The 15341-nt window shown below is 58.9% G+C and carries 21 protein-coding genes; 10 read left to right on the top strand and 11 right to left on the bottom strand.

Annotated elements, in window-relative coordinates; genetic code table 11:
- Window positions 1-84: 84 nt before the first annotated feature.
- A complete protein-coding gene (locus tag DLM45_RS00985) occupies window positions 85-723 on the bottom strand; it encodes a PAS domain-containing protein (protein WP_181335138.1) in 639 nt (212 codons plus the stop codon).
- 221 nt (window positions 724-944) lie between these two features.
- Between DLM45_RS00985 and DLM45_RS00980 the strand changes: the two genes are divergently transcribed.
- Complete coding sequence (locus DLM45_RS00980; RefSeq protein ID WP_181335137.1) at window positions 945-1673, top strand: rhomboid family intramembrane serine protease; 729 nt, start codon at window positions 945-947, stop codon at window positions 1671-1673.
- A gap of 184 nt (window positions 1674-1857) precedes the next feature.
- A complete protein-coding gene (locus DLM45_RS00975; protein WP_181335136.1) occupies window positions 1858-2289 on the top strand; it encodes a CBS domain-containing protein in 432 nt (143 codons plus the stop codon).
- Here DLM45_RS00975 and rssA read toward each other — a convergent pair.
- The 3 genes from rssA to folE form a co-directional block, all read right to left on the bottom strand.
- Window positions 2271-3284, bottom strand: coding sequence for a patatin-like phospholipase RssA (gene rssA / locus DLM45_RS00970; RefSeq protein ID WP_181335135.1), 1014 nt, complete (start codon window positions 3282-3284; stop codon window positions 2271-2273). The two genes, DLM45_RS00975 and rssA, sit on opposite strands and share 19 nt — an antisense overlap.
- A gap of 174 nt (window positions 3285-3458) precedes the next feature.
- Entirely contained in the window at window positions 3459-3902 is a 444-nt protein-coding gene (gene hisI, locus DLM45_RS00965; RefSeq protein WP_181335134.1) for a phosphoribosyl-AMP cyclohydrolase, read from the bottom strand.
- Window positions 3903-3924: 22 nt separating this feature from the next.
- Window positions 3925-4539 (bottom strand): GTP cyclohydrolase I, encoded by a 615-nt coding sequence (gene folE / locus DLM45_RS00960; protein WP_181335133.1) that lies wholly within the window; start codon window positions 4537-4539, stop codon window positions 3925-3927.
- A 146-nt stretch (window positions 4540-4685) separates the two neighbouring features.
- On the opposite strand from folE, the gene DLM45_RS00955 reads away from it, so the two are divergent.
- The 4 genes from DLM45_RS00955 to thrS all read left to right on the top strand — a co-directional run bounded on the left by DLM45_RS00955 (window position 4686) and on the right by thrS (window position 8580).
- On the top strand, window positions 4686-5147 hold the full coding sequence (locus DLM45_RS00955) for an iron-sulfur cluster assembly scaffold protein (RefSeq protein WP_181335132.1): 462 nt from the start codon (window positions 4686-4688) through the stop codon (window positions 5145-5147).
- Window positions 5148-5389: 242 nt separating this feature from the next.
- A complete protein-coding gene (locus DLM45_RS00950) occupies window positions 5390-6058 on the top strand; it encodes a hypothetical protein (RefSeq protein ID WP_181335131.1) in 669 nt (222 codons plus the stop codon).
- A 113-nt stretch (window positions 6059-6171) separates the two neighbouring features.
- Window positions 6172-6447: a membrane protein insertion efficiency factor YidD gene (gene yidD, locus DLM45_RS00945; RefSeq protein WP_181335130.1), complete on the top strand. Its 276-nt coding sequence runs from the start codon at window positions 6172-6174 to the stop codon at window positions 6445-6447.
- A 171-nt stretch (window positions 6448-6618) separates the two neighbouring features.
- Entirely contained in the window at window positions 6619-8580 is a 1962-nt protein-coding gene (gene thrS, locus DLM45_RS00940; protein ID WP_181335129.1) for a threonine--tRNA ligase, read from the top strand.
- A gap of 111 nt (window positions 8581-8691) precedes the next feature.
- On the opposite strand, the gene DLM45_RS00935 is transcribed toward thrS, so the two are convergent.
- Together DLM45_RS00935 and DLM45_RS00930 are read right to left on the bottom strand one after the other, a co-directional pair.
- Window positions 8692-9147, bottom strand: a complete 456-nt coding sequence (locus DLM45_RS00935) for an allene oxide cyclase family protein (protein WP_181335128.1) — start codon at window positions 9145-9147, stop codon at window positions 8692-8694.
- A gap of 93 nt (window positions 9148-9240) precedes the next feature.
- The gene (locus tag DLM45_RS00930) at window positions 9241-9456 is read right to left on the bottom strand and encodes a tautomerase family protein (protein ID WP_181335127.1); all 216 of its coding nucleotides are present in this window, start codon (window positions 9454-9456) and stop codon (window positions 9241-9243) included.
- 229 nt (window positions 9457-9685) lie between these two features.
- On the opposite strand from DLM45_RS00930, the gene DLM45_RS00925 reads away from it, so the two are divergent.
- Window positions 9686-10345 carry a winged helix-turn-helix transcriptional regulator gene (locus DLM45_RS00925; protein ID WP_425485226.1) on the top strand — a complete coding sequence of 220 codons (660 nt, stop codon included), beginning with the start codon at window positions 9686-9688 and terminating at the stop codon, window positions 10343-10345.
- A 37-nt stretch (window positions 10346-10382) separates the two neighbouring features.
- Here DLM45_RS00925 and DLM45_RS00920 read toward each other — a convergent pair whose 3' ends face one another.
- Window positions 10383-10877 carry a DUF992 domain-containing protein gene (locus DLM45_RS00920; protein ID WP_181335125.1) on the bottom strand — a complete coding sequence of 165 codons (495 nt, stop codon included), beginning with the start codon at window positions 10875-10877 and terminating at the stop codon, window positions 10383-10385.
- Between the two features lie 203 nt (window positions 10878-11080).
- Window positions 11081-11506 (bottom strand): lysozyme inhibitor LprI family protein, encoded by a 426-nt coding sequence (locus DLM45_RS00915; RefSeq protein WP_181335124.1) that lies wholly within the window; start codon window positions 11504-11506, stop codon window positions 11081-11083.
- A 145-nt stretch (window positions 11507-11651) separates the two neighbouring features.
- On the opposite strand from DLM45_RS00915, the gene DLM45_RS00910 reads away from it, so the two are divergent.
- From DLM45_RS00910 to DLM45_RS00900, 3 genes are all read left to right on the top strand, one after another.
- The gene (locus DLM45_RS00910; protein WP_181335123.1) at window positions 11652-12167 is read left to right on the top strand and encodes a thiol-disulfide oxidoreductase DCC family protein; all 516 of its coding nucleotides are present in this window, start codon (window positions 11652-11654) and stop codon (window positions 12165-12167) included.
- A 10-nt stretch (window positions 12168-12177) separates the two neighbouring features.
- A complete protein-coding gene (locus DLM45_RS00905; RefSeq protein ID WP_181335122.1) occupies window positions 12178-13101 on the top strand; it encodes a pirin family protein in 924 nt (307 codons plus the stop codon).
- A gap of 303 nt (window positions 13102-13404) precedes the next feature.
- The gene (locus tag DLM45_RS00900; protein ID WP_181335121.1) at window positions 13405-13698 is read left to right on the top strand and encodes a hypothetical protein; all 294 of its coding nucleotides are present in this window, start codon (window positions 13405-13407) and stop codon (window positions 13696-13698) included.
- A gap of 60 nt (window positions 13699-13758) precedes the next feature.
- Here DLM45_RS00900 and queF read toward each other — a convergent pair whose 3' ends face one another.
- From queF to queE, 3 genes are all read right to left on the bottom strand, one after another.
- On the bottom strand, window positions 13759-14220 hold the full coding sequence (gene queF, locus DLM45_RS00895) for a preQ(1) synthase (RefSeq protein ID WP_181335120.1): 462 nt from the start codon (window positions 14218-14220) through the stop codon (window positions 13759-13761).
- Between the two features lie 8 nt (window positions 14221-14228).
- Window positions 14229-14615, bottom strand: a complete 387-nt coding sequence (locus DLM45_RS00890; protein WP_181335119.1) for a 6-pyruvoyl trahydropterin synthase family protein — start codon at window positions 14613-14615, stop codon at window positions 14229-14231.
- Between the two features lie 87 nt (window positions 14616-14702).
- Complete coding sequence (gene queE, locus DLM45_RS00885) at window positions 14703-15332, bottom strand: 7-carboxy-7-deazaguanine synthase (protein ID WP_181335118.1); 630 nt, start codon at window positions 15330-15332, stop codon at window positions 14703-14705.
- Between the last annotated feature and the right edge of the window lie 9 nt (window positions 15333-15341).

Here is a 15341-nt window from a genome sequence, read left to right as displayed (position 1 = left end):
CGCTAATGGGCGGGTCATAATTGACGACCCTGCTTGGCGCGGCGGCCCTTTCGCGCCAAAGGGTTAAGTTTCTTCAAATTCGATTCAATCCTCTTGCCGCCGGTGCAGCCCGCCGTCGTAGACGCGAAATTGGCGCCGGTCGGATTTCACGATCCGTGCTTCGCGGATTGTCGGCAGAAATGGCGTCTGGCGATGCGAGAGCGCGACCAGGTCTTCGCTCGTTGGCCGGCCGTCCGGCCAAACCACGCTGTGGCTCACGAGCTTGCGGCGGGTGAGGGGAACGTCGCCAAGCCAGCAGGGTCTCTCAAGAGGCGTGCACGAGCCGAGGAAGCGTTCGATTGAAGAGCCGGTGTGGGTCAGCGGCAGTACGAGGAATTCAAAGGCGACCGAGTAGCCCGTGGCGCTCTCGGCGCCGATCTGAAAAACGCCAACCGCGCCTTCCGCCGTAATGAGTGTCATTTCCCGCTGAAGCGTTGAGCGGTCGCCAGGTTCGAAAAGGTCAAATAGGTTAACCCCGCGAAAGTCGACGCCGAACGCTTCCGAGATCCGCGTGCCGGCCAGCCGGAAGCGGATGGTCCGAGCATCGATGCGCTCCAAAATGAATGTGTCAGGAAGAAACGCGGCGATCGCCGATGGTTCAATCTCGAAGCGTTTGGGTGCAAGCCGATCTCCCCTCAGCCTGTTCCAATAGGCGAATAGGGTTTGGCTGACGGGATCTATCATGCGAGCTTTCCTGAGCCTGTTGGGGCGGTCAGGCTTGGATGCCTGCCCGTTCCATTCCGGCACATCCGTCAACCGGCGCGCCGCAACAGGCGAAAAAAAGCATCGTTCATGCCAAGAACAGCAATGCGATACCGGGCGCGTCGCTTGCTCGCGTTCGGGCCCGCCGTTAACAACGTCTCGTCCGGCGCGTCGTTCGGACTTTGAAAGACAAAGAGGTTTCGGTGGCAGAGCGAGAACCAATCTTCAACGTTCCCGGCTGCGTGCTGGCCGTTCTTGGCGTGCTCATCGCAGTGCACGTCATCCTCTCGATGCTGTCTCCGGACGATTTCACGTGGTGGTTTCTGGCGCTCGCTTTCATTCCGGTGCGCTACGCGGGAATGGCGAACGAACTCCCGGGCGGAGATCTGACCGCGGTGACCTCGTTCGTCACGCACATGACCGTGCACGCTGACCTCATGCACTTGGGGTTCAATGGGGCGTGGCTGTTGGCGTTTGGTTCCGTGCTGTGCGCGCGTCTTGGCAGCCTGCGATTTCTGGCCTTGTCGATTGGCGGCGGGATATCGGGCGCGCTGTTGTTCCTGCTTCTCAATCCGGCGCTCGCTGCTCCAGTGATTGGGGCGTCCGGTGCGATCTCGGCAATGATGGGCGCGGTCATGCGCTTTCTCTTTTCAGCGATGGACCGCAACGAAGGCTATCTGCTTCGTCACGATCCGCGCGCGATACCGGCTCACTCGCTTGGTGCCGCGTTAAGAGATCGTCGTATCTTGTCCTTTTCGCTCGTTTTCATCGCGATCAATCTTCTAGCCATTATCGGCTTCGGAAGTTTCGGCTCACAGGGATCGATTGCCTGGGAGGCGCACGTCGGCGGTTACCTTTTTGGATTATGTGCATTTGCGCTGTTCGATACCGCGCCGCACAAGAATAATCCGCCTTCACCGGAATTCGATTGAGTGCTTGCAATCGCACTGATTATGCCTCAGCCTTCAAATAGTTCGCCGTTAAGAGTGAACGACATCTGGGTCGAAACGCAGCGGAATACCGAGTGAATCTGGTTGTTCGCCGTTGTGGAAACAAAACGCCGAAGCATCCGGTTCTTTCGTTCGGTATATCGTTCCAGACGAAAGGAGGCCTACCGTGATTATCGGGCAAATACTCAAATCGAAGCCGCGCGGTGTGATGACCGCGAGACCGGAAGATACCATTCAGGAAATTTCCTTGCGGCTTTCGAGCCGCAAAATCGGCGCCATCGTCATCATCGACGAACGCGGAAAGCTGAATGGCATCATCTCTGAGCGCGATATCATTCGTCTGATTGCAGAGCATGGTGAGAAGGCTCTGAAGATGCCAGCCAGAGATGGCATGACACGAGGCGTTGTGTCCTGCACGCGTGAATGCTCGATCGACGAGATCATGGAAACCATGACGCGTGGGCGCTTCCGCCATCTGCCGGTGGTCGAAGACGATTCCATCATCGGGATCGTTTCAATCGGTGACGTGGTCAAGCACTACACCGCTGAGGTCGAACTCGAAGTCACCGCGATGCGCGGTTACTTGGCCACGGGCTGAATCGCGTCGACGAGTGTACCTGCTTGAGCGCGCGCACGCTCAAGCTGCCCCTGCGGCCGCCGAGAGTCGCGCGTACTGATTTCGCTGAGCAGATCATCAAGCTGCCGATCGACCGCGACGCGACCGCGTTCGATCGCTTCTGCCGCGCGATGGAAATCAAACAGTCCGATATCCTGCAGTCTCGGCGAGATCATCGCATCCGGCGGATCGCCTGCGAGACGCGACCGTGCAATCCGGTCCTGTACGATATTAAACGCATCCACCATGACAGTTGAGATGCCAGGAGCGCCGTCGCCGCGTCCGAAGATCTGCCGGTAGAGAAGTGCGCGCACGCCCTTCTTTTCCTGCTTCGTCTCTTCTTCCGCGAGGAATTCCGGATCGTCAGTCTCGACGTCCACCGCCTGCGGCATGGAAATAACGCTTCCACGTCCGAGAATATCAAAGTTCAAATTCACAGCGATCACGTAGCGCGCACCAAGCGCACGGCAGACCGAAACCGGAATGGGATTGACGAGCGCGCCGTCAAAGAGCCAGCGTCCGTTGACTTTGACGGGCTTGAAGAGACCCGGAAGCGCATACGATGCGCGCACAGCGTCCACCAGCCGTCCGCGCGACAGCCAATGCTCATGGCCCGTACCAATTTCGGTGGCGACAGCGGTGAAGCGCGTCGGAAGATCTTCGATGTTGCGATCGCCGAGATGCTGTTCCAGCCGATCGCACAGACGCTGGCCACTGATCAGGCCGTTGCCTGCAAGATTGAAATCGAGATAGCCAAAAACGCGTTTCGGCGTGAGGTCCGACGCCCAGCGTTCGAGATGTTCGAGGTGTCCGGCGGAGTAGCAGCCGCCAACGACCGCGCCAATCGAGGTTCCGGCAATGATGTCAGGCCGGATGCCGGCTTTCTCGAGTGAGTTCAACACTCCGATATGAGCCCATCCGCGAGCGGCGCCGCCACCCAGAGCCAATCCGACTTTTACCTTTGCCGATCCCGCCATTTGGCGCTCCTGAGCATATCGCAAGCCCATCAGCTTGCCGAGCTCCCATCGTTCGATGGCCCACCCGGATACTCGACAGATGCTAACGCCGGGGCATTAAGGGGCCACTACCAATAGGTAAGCAATGTATGAACTTGAACAATGGCAAACGCCGCTACCGAGACGCATGTGCGGTCAGCGAATTTTGCTTGGCCGCGCAATGTCTGAACGCTCCAGAACGGCGCCACTGGGCTTACCGGCAGTCGGAACGACACGGCGGTAAAAGCACGACGCGGCACCGGTATGACAGGCAACTCCATTGCCTTCGACGGTCACGGTGAGCCAAAGCACGTCCTGATCGCAATCGGTGCGCACCTCAGCGACCCGCAGGACGTTCCCGCTTTCCTCTCCCTTTTTCCAAAGCTTCGCACGAGAGCGGCTCCAGAAATGGGCAACGCCGCTTTCGAGCGTCAACCGCAGTGCCTCGGCATTCATGTGCGCGAACATCAGGACGGCGCCGGTCTTCTGATCGGTCGCGATCGCCGCGATCAGTCCATCGCGATCGAAGCGCGGTTTGAAATCGAGTGTCGCTTCTATTGTGTCGTCGCCATGCGTCGGCGCCGTTGCATTGTCGCTCATGAAATTAAGTCTCGCATGATTCTCATTCGCGCACGGCGGCCGTGAAGCGCGCGCGCAATTCGCTGTCGTGTTCGAAGTCGCCAAGAAAGCGGAATGTCACCGTCTCGACATGGGGCTGCTGCGCACCGCGCGCGGCCATGCAGTGATGCCGTGCGGTCATCATGATCGCTACGCCCTTCGCATCGAGCCCCTCCATGAGAGCTGCCGCGATCTCACCGGACAAACGCTCTTGCGTTTGCAGACGGCGCGCAAAAATGTCGACCACACGCGCGATCTTCGAAAGCCCGACGACGCGGTCCTTCGGTCGATACGCAACATGCGCCACGCCGAAGAACGGCGCGATGTGGTGCTCGCAGTGGCTCTCGAAATTGATGCCCTTCAGCAGAACCATATCGTCGTAGGCGGACGGATCATCGAACGTGCCAGCCTCAAGCTCCGCGATCGGGTCGGCGCCGTAGCCAGAGAAGTACTCACCGAAAGCATCCGAGACCCGGGCGGGCGTTTTCTCGAGACCCGGGCGCGCCGGATTGTCGCCACTCCAAGCGATAAGCGTTCTAACGGCGTCTTCCGCCTCAGATCGCGACGGACGACGCGGGGACAAAGGAGTAACTTGGCTTGAAAGCGGTGATTTCTTCATGTCTGTGGCCTTATCCCTGTGGCGGCGCGTGGTTCTCGCATTCCAGGGTGGGGCACTATATATACGATGCCCGGTATAATTCGACGAGGCGCAATGCCCATTTGTTAATATTGGCGGGCACCGCTCGATCCGTTTAGAAGACCAAAATGCCCGATCTTGATGAAATCTATAACACGCGAATTCTCGAACTCGCCGGTGCGATCTCTCGCGGCGAGCGGCTGGAGCATCCGGATGCGCGTGCAACGGCCCATTCGAAACTATGCGGCTCCACGATAACGATTGACCTCTCGCTGCGCGACGGCCGCGTCAGCGACTTCGGCCAGACGGTGAAGGCGTGTCTGCTAGGGCAGGCCGCGGCCTCCGTCATGGCGCGCGAGATCGTCGGCTCGACTCCCGATGAGCTTCGCGCTGTCGGACGCCAGATGCGCGCAATGCTTAAAGACGGTGGACCACCCCCGGATGGGCGTTGGAGCGATCTGGCTGTGCTGGAGCCCGTCCGGAACTACAAGGCGCGGCACGCATCTACTTTGCTTGTGTTCGATGCTGTCGAGCACGCCTTGGATGAGATCGTGGCCGACCACGCGGAACCCACCAGAATTACGCGCTAACCTTGACGCGAGAATATTCCCCCCGAACCCCTCAGCCCTGGTCTTGCTTCGAAACGCTGTCGTCTGTCATGCTCTTTGCCATGTGATGGCAAAAGCCGCAGGACTCGGGTGAAATTGGAAGTGGCTGTCTTCTCTGTCAGCGCGTATTCCACTACATCTCGGCAGAGTTCATCGACGGCCGCAATCGCAATTGTCGTATCCGCGCAGACCACCAGGCGCCGGACGTAAAAGGGAGAGACGTAATGGCGCCGCAGAGCGACACCGCGGATAAGGGGCAAGCCGACGGCAGATCGCCGATGGGTATCGTCAAATGGGTCTTGATCGCAGGACTTGCCTTGCTCTCAATTTATGGCGTCCAGGGAAAGACCACCGCCGAAGGTCAGCTCGCCACCCTTCGCTCTGAAGCGGACTCTTTGAAGAAGGCCGTTGACGAGGCCGATCAGGTTCGCAAGTCGGCTCAGGAAGAGATCGATCGCCTGAAAGCGAGCAACACGGATGCAATGCGCCAGGTCGAAGAAGGCAAGGCGGACGTTTCCACCGCCATGGCCAAGGTGTCCGAGCTCGAGAACAAGGTGAAGGCGCTGACCGGCGAGGTCGACAATTTGAAGTCGAAGCTGGCGGCCGCTGAAGGCGACGCAGCGAACACGCGGACGTCGCTCGACGCGAACAAGGCCGAACTCGAAAAAGCCAAGGCTGGCGCCGAGCAAACCAAGGCAGACGCCGATTCCGCGTTGAATTCGCTTCGTAGCGAGTTGGAAGACGCGAAGACCAAGCTCGAGGCAGCCCAGAAAGACGCGTCGATTGCAAATGCCCTGCGTGGCGATGTGGCAGACCTGAAATCCGAGCTTGAGGCCAAAACCAAGGAGCTGGAGGCCGCCAAGGCCAGCCAGTCAGGCTCCAGCACCCCGTAAGCTCGTCACAGACGGCGGCGCGAGAGGGGAGAGCCTCAAGCGCTGCCGCAGCGGCGGGTGTGACACGATGCAATCGTCGCGGACCGCTTCATGTGGGTTTATGAGTTGAACCCATGAGCCGGATCGCCAAGGCGCTGCTCAAGGCGCCGATCTACGTCTATCGCTACACGTTCAAGCCGTTGGTTGGGTGGCAATGCCGCCATTGGCCAACGTGCTCACAATATGCGCTGGACGCAATCGAGCTGAACGGCGCGTGGCGCGGTTTCTGGCTGACGCTCTCGCGCTTCATCCGCTGCGGTCCGGGCGGCACCCATGGCGTCGATCCGGTGCCAGACCTCCGCGCTGTCCGCCACCCGTTCGCCCCCTGGCGCTACGGCCGCTGGCGCTAAACCGAGTCTCGCGTCATCTTCGGCCAAACGAGCAACGCGAGTGCTGGCCGGCAGTTTTTCGCCCGCACGGTCAATTCGCAGACTTGACGACTCCGCCCGCCAAGCCCATTACGCCAACCCAAATCGTCTTACGCCGCGCCCGTTAGCGGCGAGTGAGCAAAGGAGCCCGCGATGACCGACGTCACCATTACGTTCCCCGACGGCAAACAGCGCCAGGTGAAATCCGGCACAACGGGCTTAGAGATCGCCAAGTCGATCTCGCCGTCGCTCGCCAAGCGCACTGTCGCGATGCAGCTCAACGGCATCCTCTCTGACCTTTCGGACCCGATTTCCAAAGACGCCGAGATCAATTTCGTTGCTCGCACCGATCCTGCGGCGCTGGAGCTGATCCGCCACGATTCCGCGCACGTGATGGCCGAAGCCGTGCAGGCGCTCTGGCCCGGCACTCAGGTGACGATCGGCCCGGTGATCGAAAACGGCTTCTTCTACGACTTCGCGAAAGAGCAGCCGTTCGAGCCGGACGACATTCCGAAGATCGAAAAGAAGATGGCGGAAATCATCGCCAAGAATGCGCCGTTCACGAAGGAATTCTGGTCGCGCGAGGACGCGAAGAAATTCTTCCGCGACAAGGGCGAGATCTTCAAGATCGAATTGGTCGACGCAATTCCCGAGGGCGAAGACCTCAAGATCTACAAGCAAGGCGATTGGCTCGACCTCTGCCGCGGCCCGCACATGACGTCGACCGGCCAGATCGGCAAGGCGTTCAAGTTGATGAAGTTCGCAGGCGCCTACTGGCGCGGCGACAGCAACAATCCGCAGCTTCAGCGCATCTACGGTACCGCGTTCGCAACCGAAGACGAACTCAAGGCATACCTCCACCAGATCGAGGAAGCCGAGAAGCGCGACCACCGCAAGCTCGGCCGTGAGATGGATCTCTTCCACTTCCAGGAGGAAGCGCCGGGTTCCGTCTTCTGGCACCCGAAGGGCTGGTCGCTTTTCGAAACGCTGATCCAATACATGCGCCGCGCCCAGATCCGCGCTGGCTATCAGGAAGTGAATTCTCCCGACATGATGGAGAAGCACTTCTGGGAGCTTTCCGGCCACTGGGAAAACTACGGTGAGAACATGTTCACGACCGTCCTGCCGGACGAGCGCGTGTTCTGCTGCAAGCCGATGAACTGCCCCGGCCACGTGCAGATCTATAAGCACGGCCTGAAGAGCTATCGCGACCTGCCGTATCGTATCGCTGAGTTCGGCAAGGTGCACCGCTACGAACCGTCCGGCGCGCTGCACGGTCTTCTGCGCGTGCGCCACTTCACGCAGGACGACGCGCACATCTTCCTCACCGAAGATCAGATCATGGAGGAATGCCTCAAGATCAACGATCTGATGCTGTCGATTTATAAGGACTTCGGCTTCGAGGACGTCTTCATCAAGCTTTCGACGCGGCCCGAAAAGCGCGTCGGCGCCGATGCGCTATGGGACAAGGCCGAGAAGGCGCTCTCCGACGTGCTCGAAGAAGTGAAGCGCCGTTCGAACGGTCAGATCAAGACGGCGATCAATCCGGGCGAGGGCGCGTTCTATGGACCGAAGCTCGAATACGTTCTGAAAGATGCCATCGGTCGCGAATGGCAGTGCGGCACCACGCAGGTCGATTTCAACCTCGCGAGCCGCCTCGGCGCGTTCTACATCGATGAGCATTCCGAGAAGAAAACGCCGGTGATGATCCACCGCGCGATGTTCGGCTCGCTGGAGCGCTTCACCGGCATCCTGATCGAAAACTACGCCGGACACTTCCCGCTGTGGCTCGCGCCGCTGCAGATCGTCGTCGCGCCGATCGTGTCGGATGCGAACGACTATGCGAACGAAGTAGCGGAGAAGGCGAAGGCGCTGGGCCTGCGCGTCGAGACCGATCTTCGTAACGAGAAGATCAACTACAAGGTCCGCGAACACAGCCTTGCGAAAGTGCCGGTTTTGCTCGTCGTCGGCAAACGCGAAGCGGAAGAAAAGAAAGTCTCCATCCGCCGCCTCGGCTCGCAAGACCAATCCGTCCTCGGCCTTGACGACGCTCTAAAGGCTCTCTCCGACGAAGCCGTGCCACCGGATTTGCGTGGCAAGCCCATGACGAGCTGAAGGTTGGACGTATTTTTTGGGATTCCTTCTACACAAGAAGGCATCCCTTTTCTGTCGACGATGCAAATGCTGAAGGCATTTGCAGAACGATCTTACAATCGCCAGCGCAACCTACTTCGAGAGTTCAAAACGGAAATCAATCTCCGTTGCTTTCGCATCTCTGGCATGAACCTTCAGCTGGCCGTGCATACCTTCGTAAGCCCCGGTTCCGCCAGTAACTGCCAACGTCGCATCCTTCGCATCGTAAAAAGGACCTGCCACCGAAATCTGGCCATCGGCTAAAAATGTCGTCCAGTTACATTCGTAGGCCTCTGCCACCACGGTGCGTATGCAGACGCCGTTGTTGGTACCGACTTGTTTCTCGTTCTTGGCATCGAAGATCGTGTTAGCAAAAGTCATAACGTCTCCGACGCTGTCTCCAGGCGCGCCAGTATCCGTTGTTGTCCAATTGCTGTTGTGTTCAACGAGAACAACCGCAACTTTGTCTGCCAGGGCCTGCGAGGACGCCCAGAAGGAAACGAAAGTTGCGCTAAGGACTATGCGAGACGCGACGCGCAGATGCTTCATGGCGAACCTGTTGAATGAACGTCTGACAGATTAAGATTGTTTGGAACGCGTAAGGTCCAGACGCCTTTCAACTTCTGAACCGCGGCGGTCGGGCTACTTACCTTGGATCGCCTTCACGTCAGCGGTGGTTAGACCTTTGCCGCCGATGCCCCAATGGCCACTGGCAACTTCGTGGATCCGAACCCAGGTGACGCCACGCATTGCCTCGCCCTCGATCTCGACCATTGCGTCGGTGATCTTGGCGATCATTTCCTGTTTTTGGGCGGCATCGAAAACACCTTCAATCAACTCAATATCGACCAGAGGCATAGGGTATCCTTTCGAACAACGCTGATGCGGCGCTCCGAATTGCCCCGCTCATCGCGACTTACCCTGCGCTTCTGACGTGCCGCTAGTTCAACAAATGAACTCCGCCAGTACAGATATGGAACTGGCCTGAACTGTGGTCCTGCCGTAGTTTCCGGCACATCGATCGCGATGCCGATTGCGGAGGTTTTCTTTGTCCAGTACCGGCTACAATCAGTTTTGTCCGGTGGCGATGGCCGCCGAGATATTGTGTTCTCGGTGGACACTCATTCTCCTGCGAGAACTCGTCGTCGGGTCGACGAGGTTCAATGACCTGAGGCGGGGTATGCCTCGGATTTCTCCCGCTCTTCTTTCGAAGCGTCTGAAGGAGCTAGAGGCAGCAGGTATTGTGTCACGCTTCCCTGTGAACGCAGAGCCCGGCGTCTATGAGTACAGATTGACCGAAGCGGGACGGGCCTTGAAGCCGATCATCGAGGCTGTCGGTCATTGGGGGCATCGATGGGTGGAGTCAGCGGCGTCGCTGAAGAATCTAGACCCAAATCTTTTGATGTGGGACATGCGTCGCAATATCGATCCCAAACCGCTGCCAGCGCGACGCACCGTTGTTCAAGTGATTTTCGCAGATCTGGATGAGGCGAGCCGAAAGTGGTGGCTGATCGTTCAGCCGGGTGACGATGTCGATCTATGCTCCGTCGATCCCGGGTTCGATGTTGATCTTTATCTAGCGACCGATTTGCGGACCATGACCGAAGTGTGGATGGGCTACGTCGACATCGCGCGAGCTAAAGATGACGGTCGGATTATATTCACCGGCAATCCCAGTCTCGAAGCAGACTTCAGATCATGGTTGCGGTTGAGCGGATTCGCGAGAAAGGAAAGATCAATTACGTAACGTCAGACCGTCTCGCCTCTTCGCAGATAGGCTGATCTCAACTCGGTTCCAGCAACAGCCCGGCAACGCCCGCCGACAAATTGAAGCCTGACTGCCCTTCGACGCTGAGCGGCTGCAGGAAGATCGATTTGCTGAAGCCACCGACGAGGGCGTTCGCGCTGCCGCCGTAGCCGATGGACATGCCGGCCGTCAGCCCGCCGTAGTTTCCAGCAAGCGCTTCGTCCGGAACTTCAAGTGTCGGTCCGAGAACCGTCCAGATGAATGTGCTGCTGTTCTTGTAGCCGAGGTCGAGACCAACCTTCGTAATCGTCGCCATGTAGGGATAGTGCTTGCCACTGATGGCGGTGGCGAAAACGCAATGCATGACCTCCTTTGACCCGAGGATCAGGCTCACGTTGCCACGACCTTTGCACGTCAACGTTCCAAGCGCGACTTTCGGCGCAGCGGCGACGGCAACTGGCAGAAGCGCCGTCGCGGCAAATGCGAGAGACGCGCCAGCAAGACGATAGGCTCGGCGCGAATGGCGAAGCATGAGAGTGTCTCCTTGAATACCACCGGCCAGCGTCCAGGCAGACGAGCACGGCCGGTGGTCTGAAACTGACGCGGGGGAATACGAACGGATACCAAACTATTCCGCCAACGCGACCGTTCCGTGGCGGCAAAGCGCCAATACTCGGAGCGACGACAACGCGGGGGTAGCGAAGCAGCGTCGCTCTGTACTGAGCGTCTCGCCGTTCACTCCGCCTCGTAACGCTCCTGCAGTTCACGTGTCCGCGTCGTCGTCTTTTCGGTCATGCATCCAAGAACGGCAGCAGACGTGCCTGTGCCGCCGGACCATTCCTGCGCGGTCAGATGCTTGCAGTCCGCGTCGCGATAGCCGACCCAAGCCCGCTGCGCCTTACGCATCGCACCTTCGTACTGAGCCGAGTCGTAAGGCTCGTCGAGATCGCGCTCCCGCGTTTTGCGAATGGCGCGGCGATACGTTTTGTTCAGTTCCTTGTCGGCGGCCGTGAAGTCGCGATCCGCGCAATAGTTGATCTCGTATGTCGAGTTGGCCTTTGCGCAGTTGATGCCTTTCGAGCGCGCTTCGGCGGCGGTCGAAAGCGCCAAAAGCGGCGCGAGAGCGGCAAGAGAAATGGCGAGTGTCAGTGCTTTCTGCATGGCGGGGGATCCGTTATTTGCGATGCTGTGACTCTGCCTGCATCGCGAATAACGAGGAAGTCATCGCTCGGCAGAAGCAGGAAAGGGCAGGAAGCGCGAAACACTCCCTATTTGCCGTTTGCTATCTCTGGCTTACGATCTGGGAATGCAGAGGCTGCCTTACAGCTACCGCAATGATCCGGCCGTCCCGCCGTTCGACGATACCTCGCCGCTCGTGATCTTCGACGGCCACTGTGTACTCTGTTCAGCGGGCATCGATTGGATGCTCGCACGCGACCCCGACGGAACGAGCCGTTTCGCTGTCATACAAGACGCCATTCCGCGCGCGCTCTACGATCACTACGGTTTTGATGCAAATACGTTTGACACGTTCATGGTGCTTGATCGCGGCATGCCCTACACGCGCTGGCAAGGTGTGATCGCTGCAGGACGCACGTTGCCCTGGCCGTGGGCCGTGTTATCGGCAATCGCGCGGCTTGTGCCGAACGCGATCGGTGACCACCTGTATGATTGGGTGCAGCGTCACCGCATTTCCTGGTTCGGCGCGCGCGATGTTTGCCGCCGGCCGAACGAAAAAGAGCGGGCGCGATTTCTCAATTCTGACGGTAATCCCGCGTGGGTTGCCATTCCGGCCGAAATTTCACAGTCTAACGCCGGATAAGCGAGGATATATGAGCTGGCTCACCGACAAAGATCCTATTCGGGGCGACGCAAAATCCTGCGACGCGATTGAAGACGTCATCATTCCACGGTCTCATGATCTCGGCGGCTTTGAAGTTCGTCGCGCGCTTCCCGCGGCAAGCCGGCAAATGGTCGGACCGTTCATATTTTTCGATCAGATGGGCCCGGCTCAATTTCTTGCCGGAAAAGGGATCGACGTTCGCCCGCATCCCCACATCGGCCTCGCGACGGTGTCATTCTTGTTCGACGGCGAAATGTTTCATCGCGATAGCCTTGGAACGGCGCTTTCGATCAAGCCGGGCGAAGTCAATCTGATGACTGCAGGGCGCGGCATCGTTCACTCCGAAAGGACCGAACCCCAGCTTCGCGTCGATGGTCAGAACCTGTTCGGCATCCAATCCTGGATGGCGCTGCCCAAATCGCATGAGGAATCCGATCCGGGGTTTTCCCATCACTCGACGTCGGATCTGCCACGTCTGGAAGGTGAGGGGAAACGCGTGAGCGTCATCATGGGAACGGTCTACGGCGCCACGTCACCGGCCAAGTTTCCGCACGCGAGTTTTTATGCCGAAGCCGTGTTGGCACCCGGCGCTATTTTGCCTCTCGACCCGGATTACGATGAGCGTGCGGTCTATGTCGTCTCGGGACGCATCGACATCGCGGGCCAGAGCTTCGAAGGCGGGCAGCTACTCGTCTTCAAGCCGGGCGATCGCATCTCGATTCTTGCGGAAACGAATGCGCGCCTGATGCTGCTCGGCGGAGAACCGATGGATGGGCCGCGCCACATTTGGTGGAACTTCGTGTCCAGTTCGCAGGAGCGTATTGACGCGGCGAAGGAAGACTGGCGGCAAGGCCGTTTCGATATTGTCCCGGGAGACGAGCAAGAATTCATCCCACTTCCCGAAAATCGCTGAGCGAAACTCCCCATCAGCATGATTTTGTTCAGCTTACGTTTACCCAGTCGCCTAGAATTTGCTCTCTAGTGCTCTTAGAACTTGCACCTCGGTCTATCATGTTGGACCGACGGATGAGCATTCGAGCGCGTGAAGCACACGTTCGGAAGCTCCGCCGAAGTCAGCACCGGGAACCTCATTCGGGATCAGGGTGTTGGTCATAAACGAAGCAAAACGCTTGCGTACACAACTCGGTTTCCCTCATCCCGGAGCCAAGTGTGGACGGAAGCGCATCACGTAGCAGAGCTAGCTCGGGAGAATTGAATGCGTAATTTCATTTTGGCAGTAGCCTTTGCCTTGGGTCTCGGCCTTGCCGGAACCGGCGCACAGGCTGCCGCTGTTGGCAGCAACGTTTCGGGCATTGAATCGGCCGCTCGCGCCGATGCCTCATCTTTGGTTGTGAAGGCTGGTCATCGCCATTGGCATCATCGCCATTATCGCCATCGCCATAATCACTGGCGTCACCGTCACTACCGTCATCGTCACTATGGCTGGCGTCACCACCACCACCGCCATCATCGCCACCATCACCACCGTCACCACCACCATCGTCGCTAAGACCGATGGTGCCCGCTATTCTTTCTATAGCGCGGTGAAGTCATCTGCAGGGGACGGGGACTATCCCCGTCCTCTGTACGTTGGGACGCCCTGATCGGGCAGCCAGACGTCCTTCGGCAGTGAACCTGTCTGCCAGAACACGTCGATCGGTATCCCGCCCCGCGGATACCAATACCCGCCAATCCTCAAATACCGCGGCCCAATGAGATCGGCGATGCGCTTGCCGATGGCGACCGTGCAGTCCTCGTGAAACGCGCCGTGATTGCGGAACGAGGCGAGGAAAAGCTTCAGCGACTTGCTTTCGACGAGCCATTTCCCCGGAACATAATCGATCACGAGATGCGCGAAATCCGGCTGACCTGTCACCGGACAGAGCGACGTGAATTCGGGTGCCGTGAAGCGCGCTGCATAATGCGTATCGGAATGAGGATTGGGCACACGCTCCAGTTCGGCCTCATCCGGTGATGCCGGCAGTCCGACTGACTTCCCCAACTGCTTGACTGAAGGTGACTTGCCCGCCATCGCGCTCTCTACTCCGCCGCCAACCGCTGCTCTGCAGACGGTCCTCGATAGATGCAACCTTCGCCGCAACTGTCACGATGCACTTCCACCTGCGCCAGTCCTGCAACGCGGTTTGAAAGCCGGTTCCAAATCCAGATCGCGATCCGTTCGAGGGTCGGCGCGGTCAATCCTTCAATCTCGTTCAAGAGACGATGATCGAGTGCATCTTCGGTTTCGCGCAGCGCATCAGCAAGCGCATCGAAATGGAAGATGTAACCGGTGTCTGCGTTGGGCTCGCCTTCAATGACGATACGCGCGCGGAATGAATGTCCGTGCACGCGCGCGTTGGCCGTTCCTGGCGCCGCCGACGGCAGAAAATGGGCCGCCTCGAACCTGAATTCCTTATAGATTTGCATGGCCGCTCAATAGGGGATTTCCGCCGTTTACGCCAGTCCACCGGGCAAATGGGTTCGCGGCAAGCTGGCGCGGGGCATCGCGTTTCCTTAAGGAATCCCGAGCATTTTGTGGGTTTGCAGCGAAAGGCGCCAGGCCGGGTTCGCCTTGCAATAGGCCACCGCGGCGCGCGTATTGGCTTCCTGCGCCGGACCATCCATAGGCTGCAGGAAGCGAAATTTGAAATCGAGATCGAGGTATGCCGCCGGATCGACGCCCGATTGCGGATAGACGAGCTTCAACTCGTGACCTGACGTCTGCAGCAACTCCGATCCGGCTTTCGGCGAAACGCAGATCCAATCGACACCATCGATCACCGGTAATGTCCCATTGGTTTCGATCGCGATGGTAAATCCCGCAGCGTGCAACGCGTCAGCGAGCGCCTGGTCGACCTGCAGCATTGGCTCGCCGCCCGTCAGCACGACCAACGCATCCTTATCGTGCGCCGAACATACGGCGCGGCATGCCTGCGCCAAAGACTCCGCCGTGCGGAATTTGCCGCCGCCGTCTCCATCGGTGCCGACAAAGTCAGTGTCGCAAAACTGACAGACCGCTGCTGCGCGATCGGCTTCCCGCCCGTTCCAAAGGTTGCAGCCCGCAAACCGGCAGAAGACAGCGGCGCGTCCGGCGTTCGCGCCTTCACCCTGCAGCGTATAAAAAATCTCTTTAACCGAATACATGACTTGCTG

It is taken from the genome of Hyphomicrobium methylovorum, from assembly GCF_013626205.1.
Lineage (GTDB): Bacteria > Pseudomonadota > Alphaproteobacteria > Rhizobiales > Hyphomicrobiaceae > Hyphomicrobium_B > Hyphomicrobium_B methylovorum.
This window is presented reverse-complemented; position numbering and strand designations above follow the sequence as displayed.

Bases quoted from the DNA above. Each gene is read 5' to 3' on its own strand.
- DLM45_RS00985 (WP_181335138.1), bottom strand. From the start codon at position 723: ATGATAGATCCCGTCAGCCAAACCCTATTCGCCTATTGGAACAGGCTG.
- rssA (WP_181335135.1), bottom strand. From the start codon at position 3,284: ATGGCGGGATCGGCAAAGGTAAAAGTCGGATTGGCTCTGGGTGGCGGC.
- hisI (WP_181335134.1), bottom strand. From the start codon at position 3,902: ATGAGCGACAATGCAACGGCGCCGACGCATGGCGACGACACAATAGAA.
- folE (WP_181335133.1), bottom strand. From the start codon at position 4,539: ATGAAGAAATCACCGCTTTCAAGCCAAGTTACTCCTTTGTCCCCGCGT.
- DLM45_RS00955 (WP_181335132.1), top strand. From the start codon at position 4,686: ATGCCCGATCTTGATGAAATCTATAACACGCGAATTCTCGAACTCGCC.
- DLM45_RS00950 (WP_181335131.1), top strand. From the start codon at position 5,390: ATGGCGCCGCAGAGCGACACCGCGGATAAGGGGCAAGCCGACGGCAGA.
- yidD (WP_181335130.1), top strand. From the start codon at position 6,172: ATGAGCCGGATCGCCAAGGCGCTGCTCAAGGCGCCGATCTACGTCTAT.
- thrS (WP_181335129.1), top strand. From the start codon at position 6,619: ATGACCGACGTCACCATTACGTTCCCCGACGGCAAACAGCGCCAGGTG.
- DLM45_RS00935 (WP_181335128.1), bottom strand. From the start codon at position 9,147: ATGAAGCATCTGCGCGTCGCGTCTCGCATAGTCCTTAGCGCAACTTTC.
- DLM45_RS00930 (WP_181335127.1), bottom strand. From the start codon at position 9,456: ATGCCTCTGGTCGATATTGAGTTGATTGAAGGTGTTTTCGATGCCGCC.
- DLM45_RS00925 (WP_425485226.1), top strand. From the start codon at position 9,686: ATGGCCGCCGAGATATTGTGTTCTCGGTGGACACTCATTCTCCTGCGA.
- DLM45_RS00920 (WP_181335125.1), bottom strand. From the start codon at position 10,877: ATGCTTCGCCATTCGCGCCGAGCCTATCGTCTTGCTGGCGCGTCTCTC.
- DLM45_RS00915 (WP_181335124.1), bottom strand. From the start codon at position 11,506: ATGCAGAAAGCACTGACACTCGCCATTTCTCTTGCCGCTCTCGCGCCG.
- DLM45_RS00910 (WP_181335123.1), top strand. From the start codon at position 11,652: ATGCAGAGGCTGCCTTACAGCTACCGCAATGATCCGGCCGTCCCGCCG.
- DLM45_RS00905 (WP_181335122.1), top strand. From the start codon at position 12,178: ATGAGCTGGCTCACCGACAAAGATCCTATTCGGGGCGACGCAAAATCC.
- DLM45_RS00900 (WP_181335121.1), top strand. From the start codon at position 13,405: ATGCGTAATTTCATTTTGGCAGTAGCCTTTGCCTTGGGTCTCGGCCTT.
- queF (WP_181335120.1), bottom strand. From the start codon at position 14,220: ATGGCGGGCAAGTCACCTTCAGTCAAGCAGTTGGGGAAGTCAGTCGGA.
- DLM45_RS00890 (WP_181335119.1), bottom strand. From the start codon at position 14,615: ATGCAAATCTATAAGGAATTCAGGTTCGAGGCGGCCCATTTTCTGCCG.
- queE (WP_181335118.1), bottom strand. From the start codon at position 15,332: ATGTATTCGGTTAAAGAGATTTTTTATACGCTGCAGGGTGAAGGCGCG.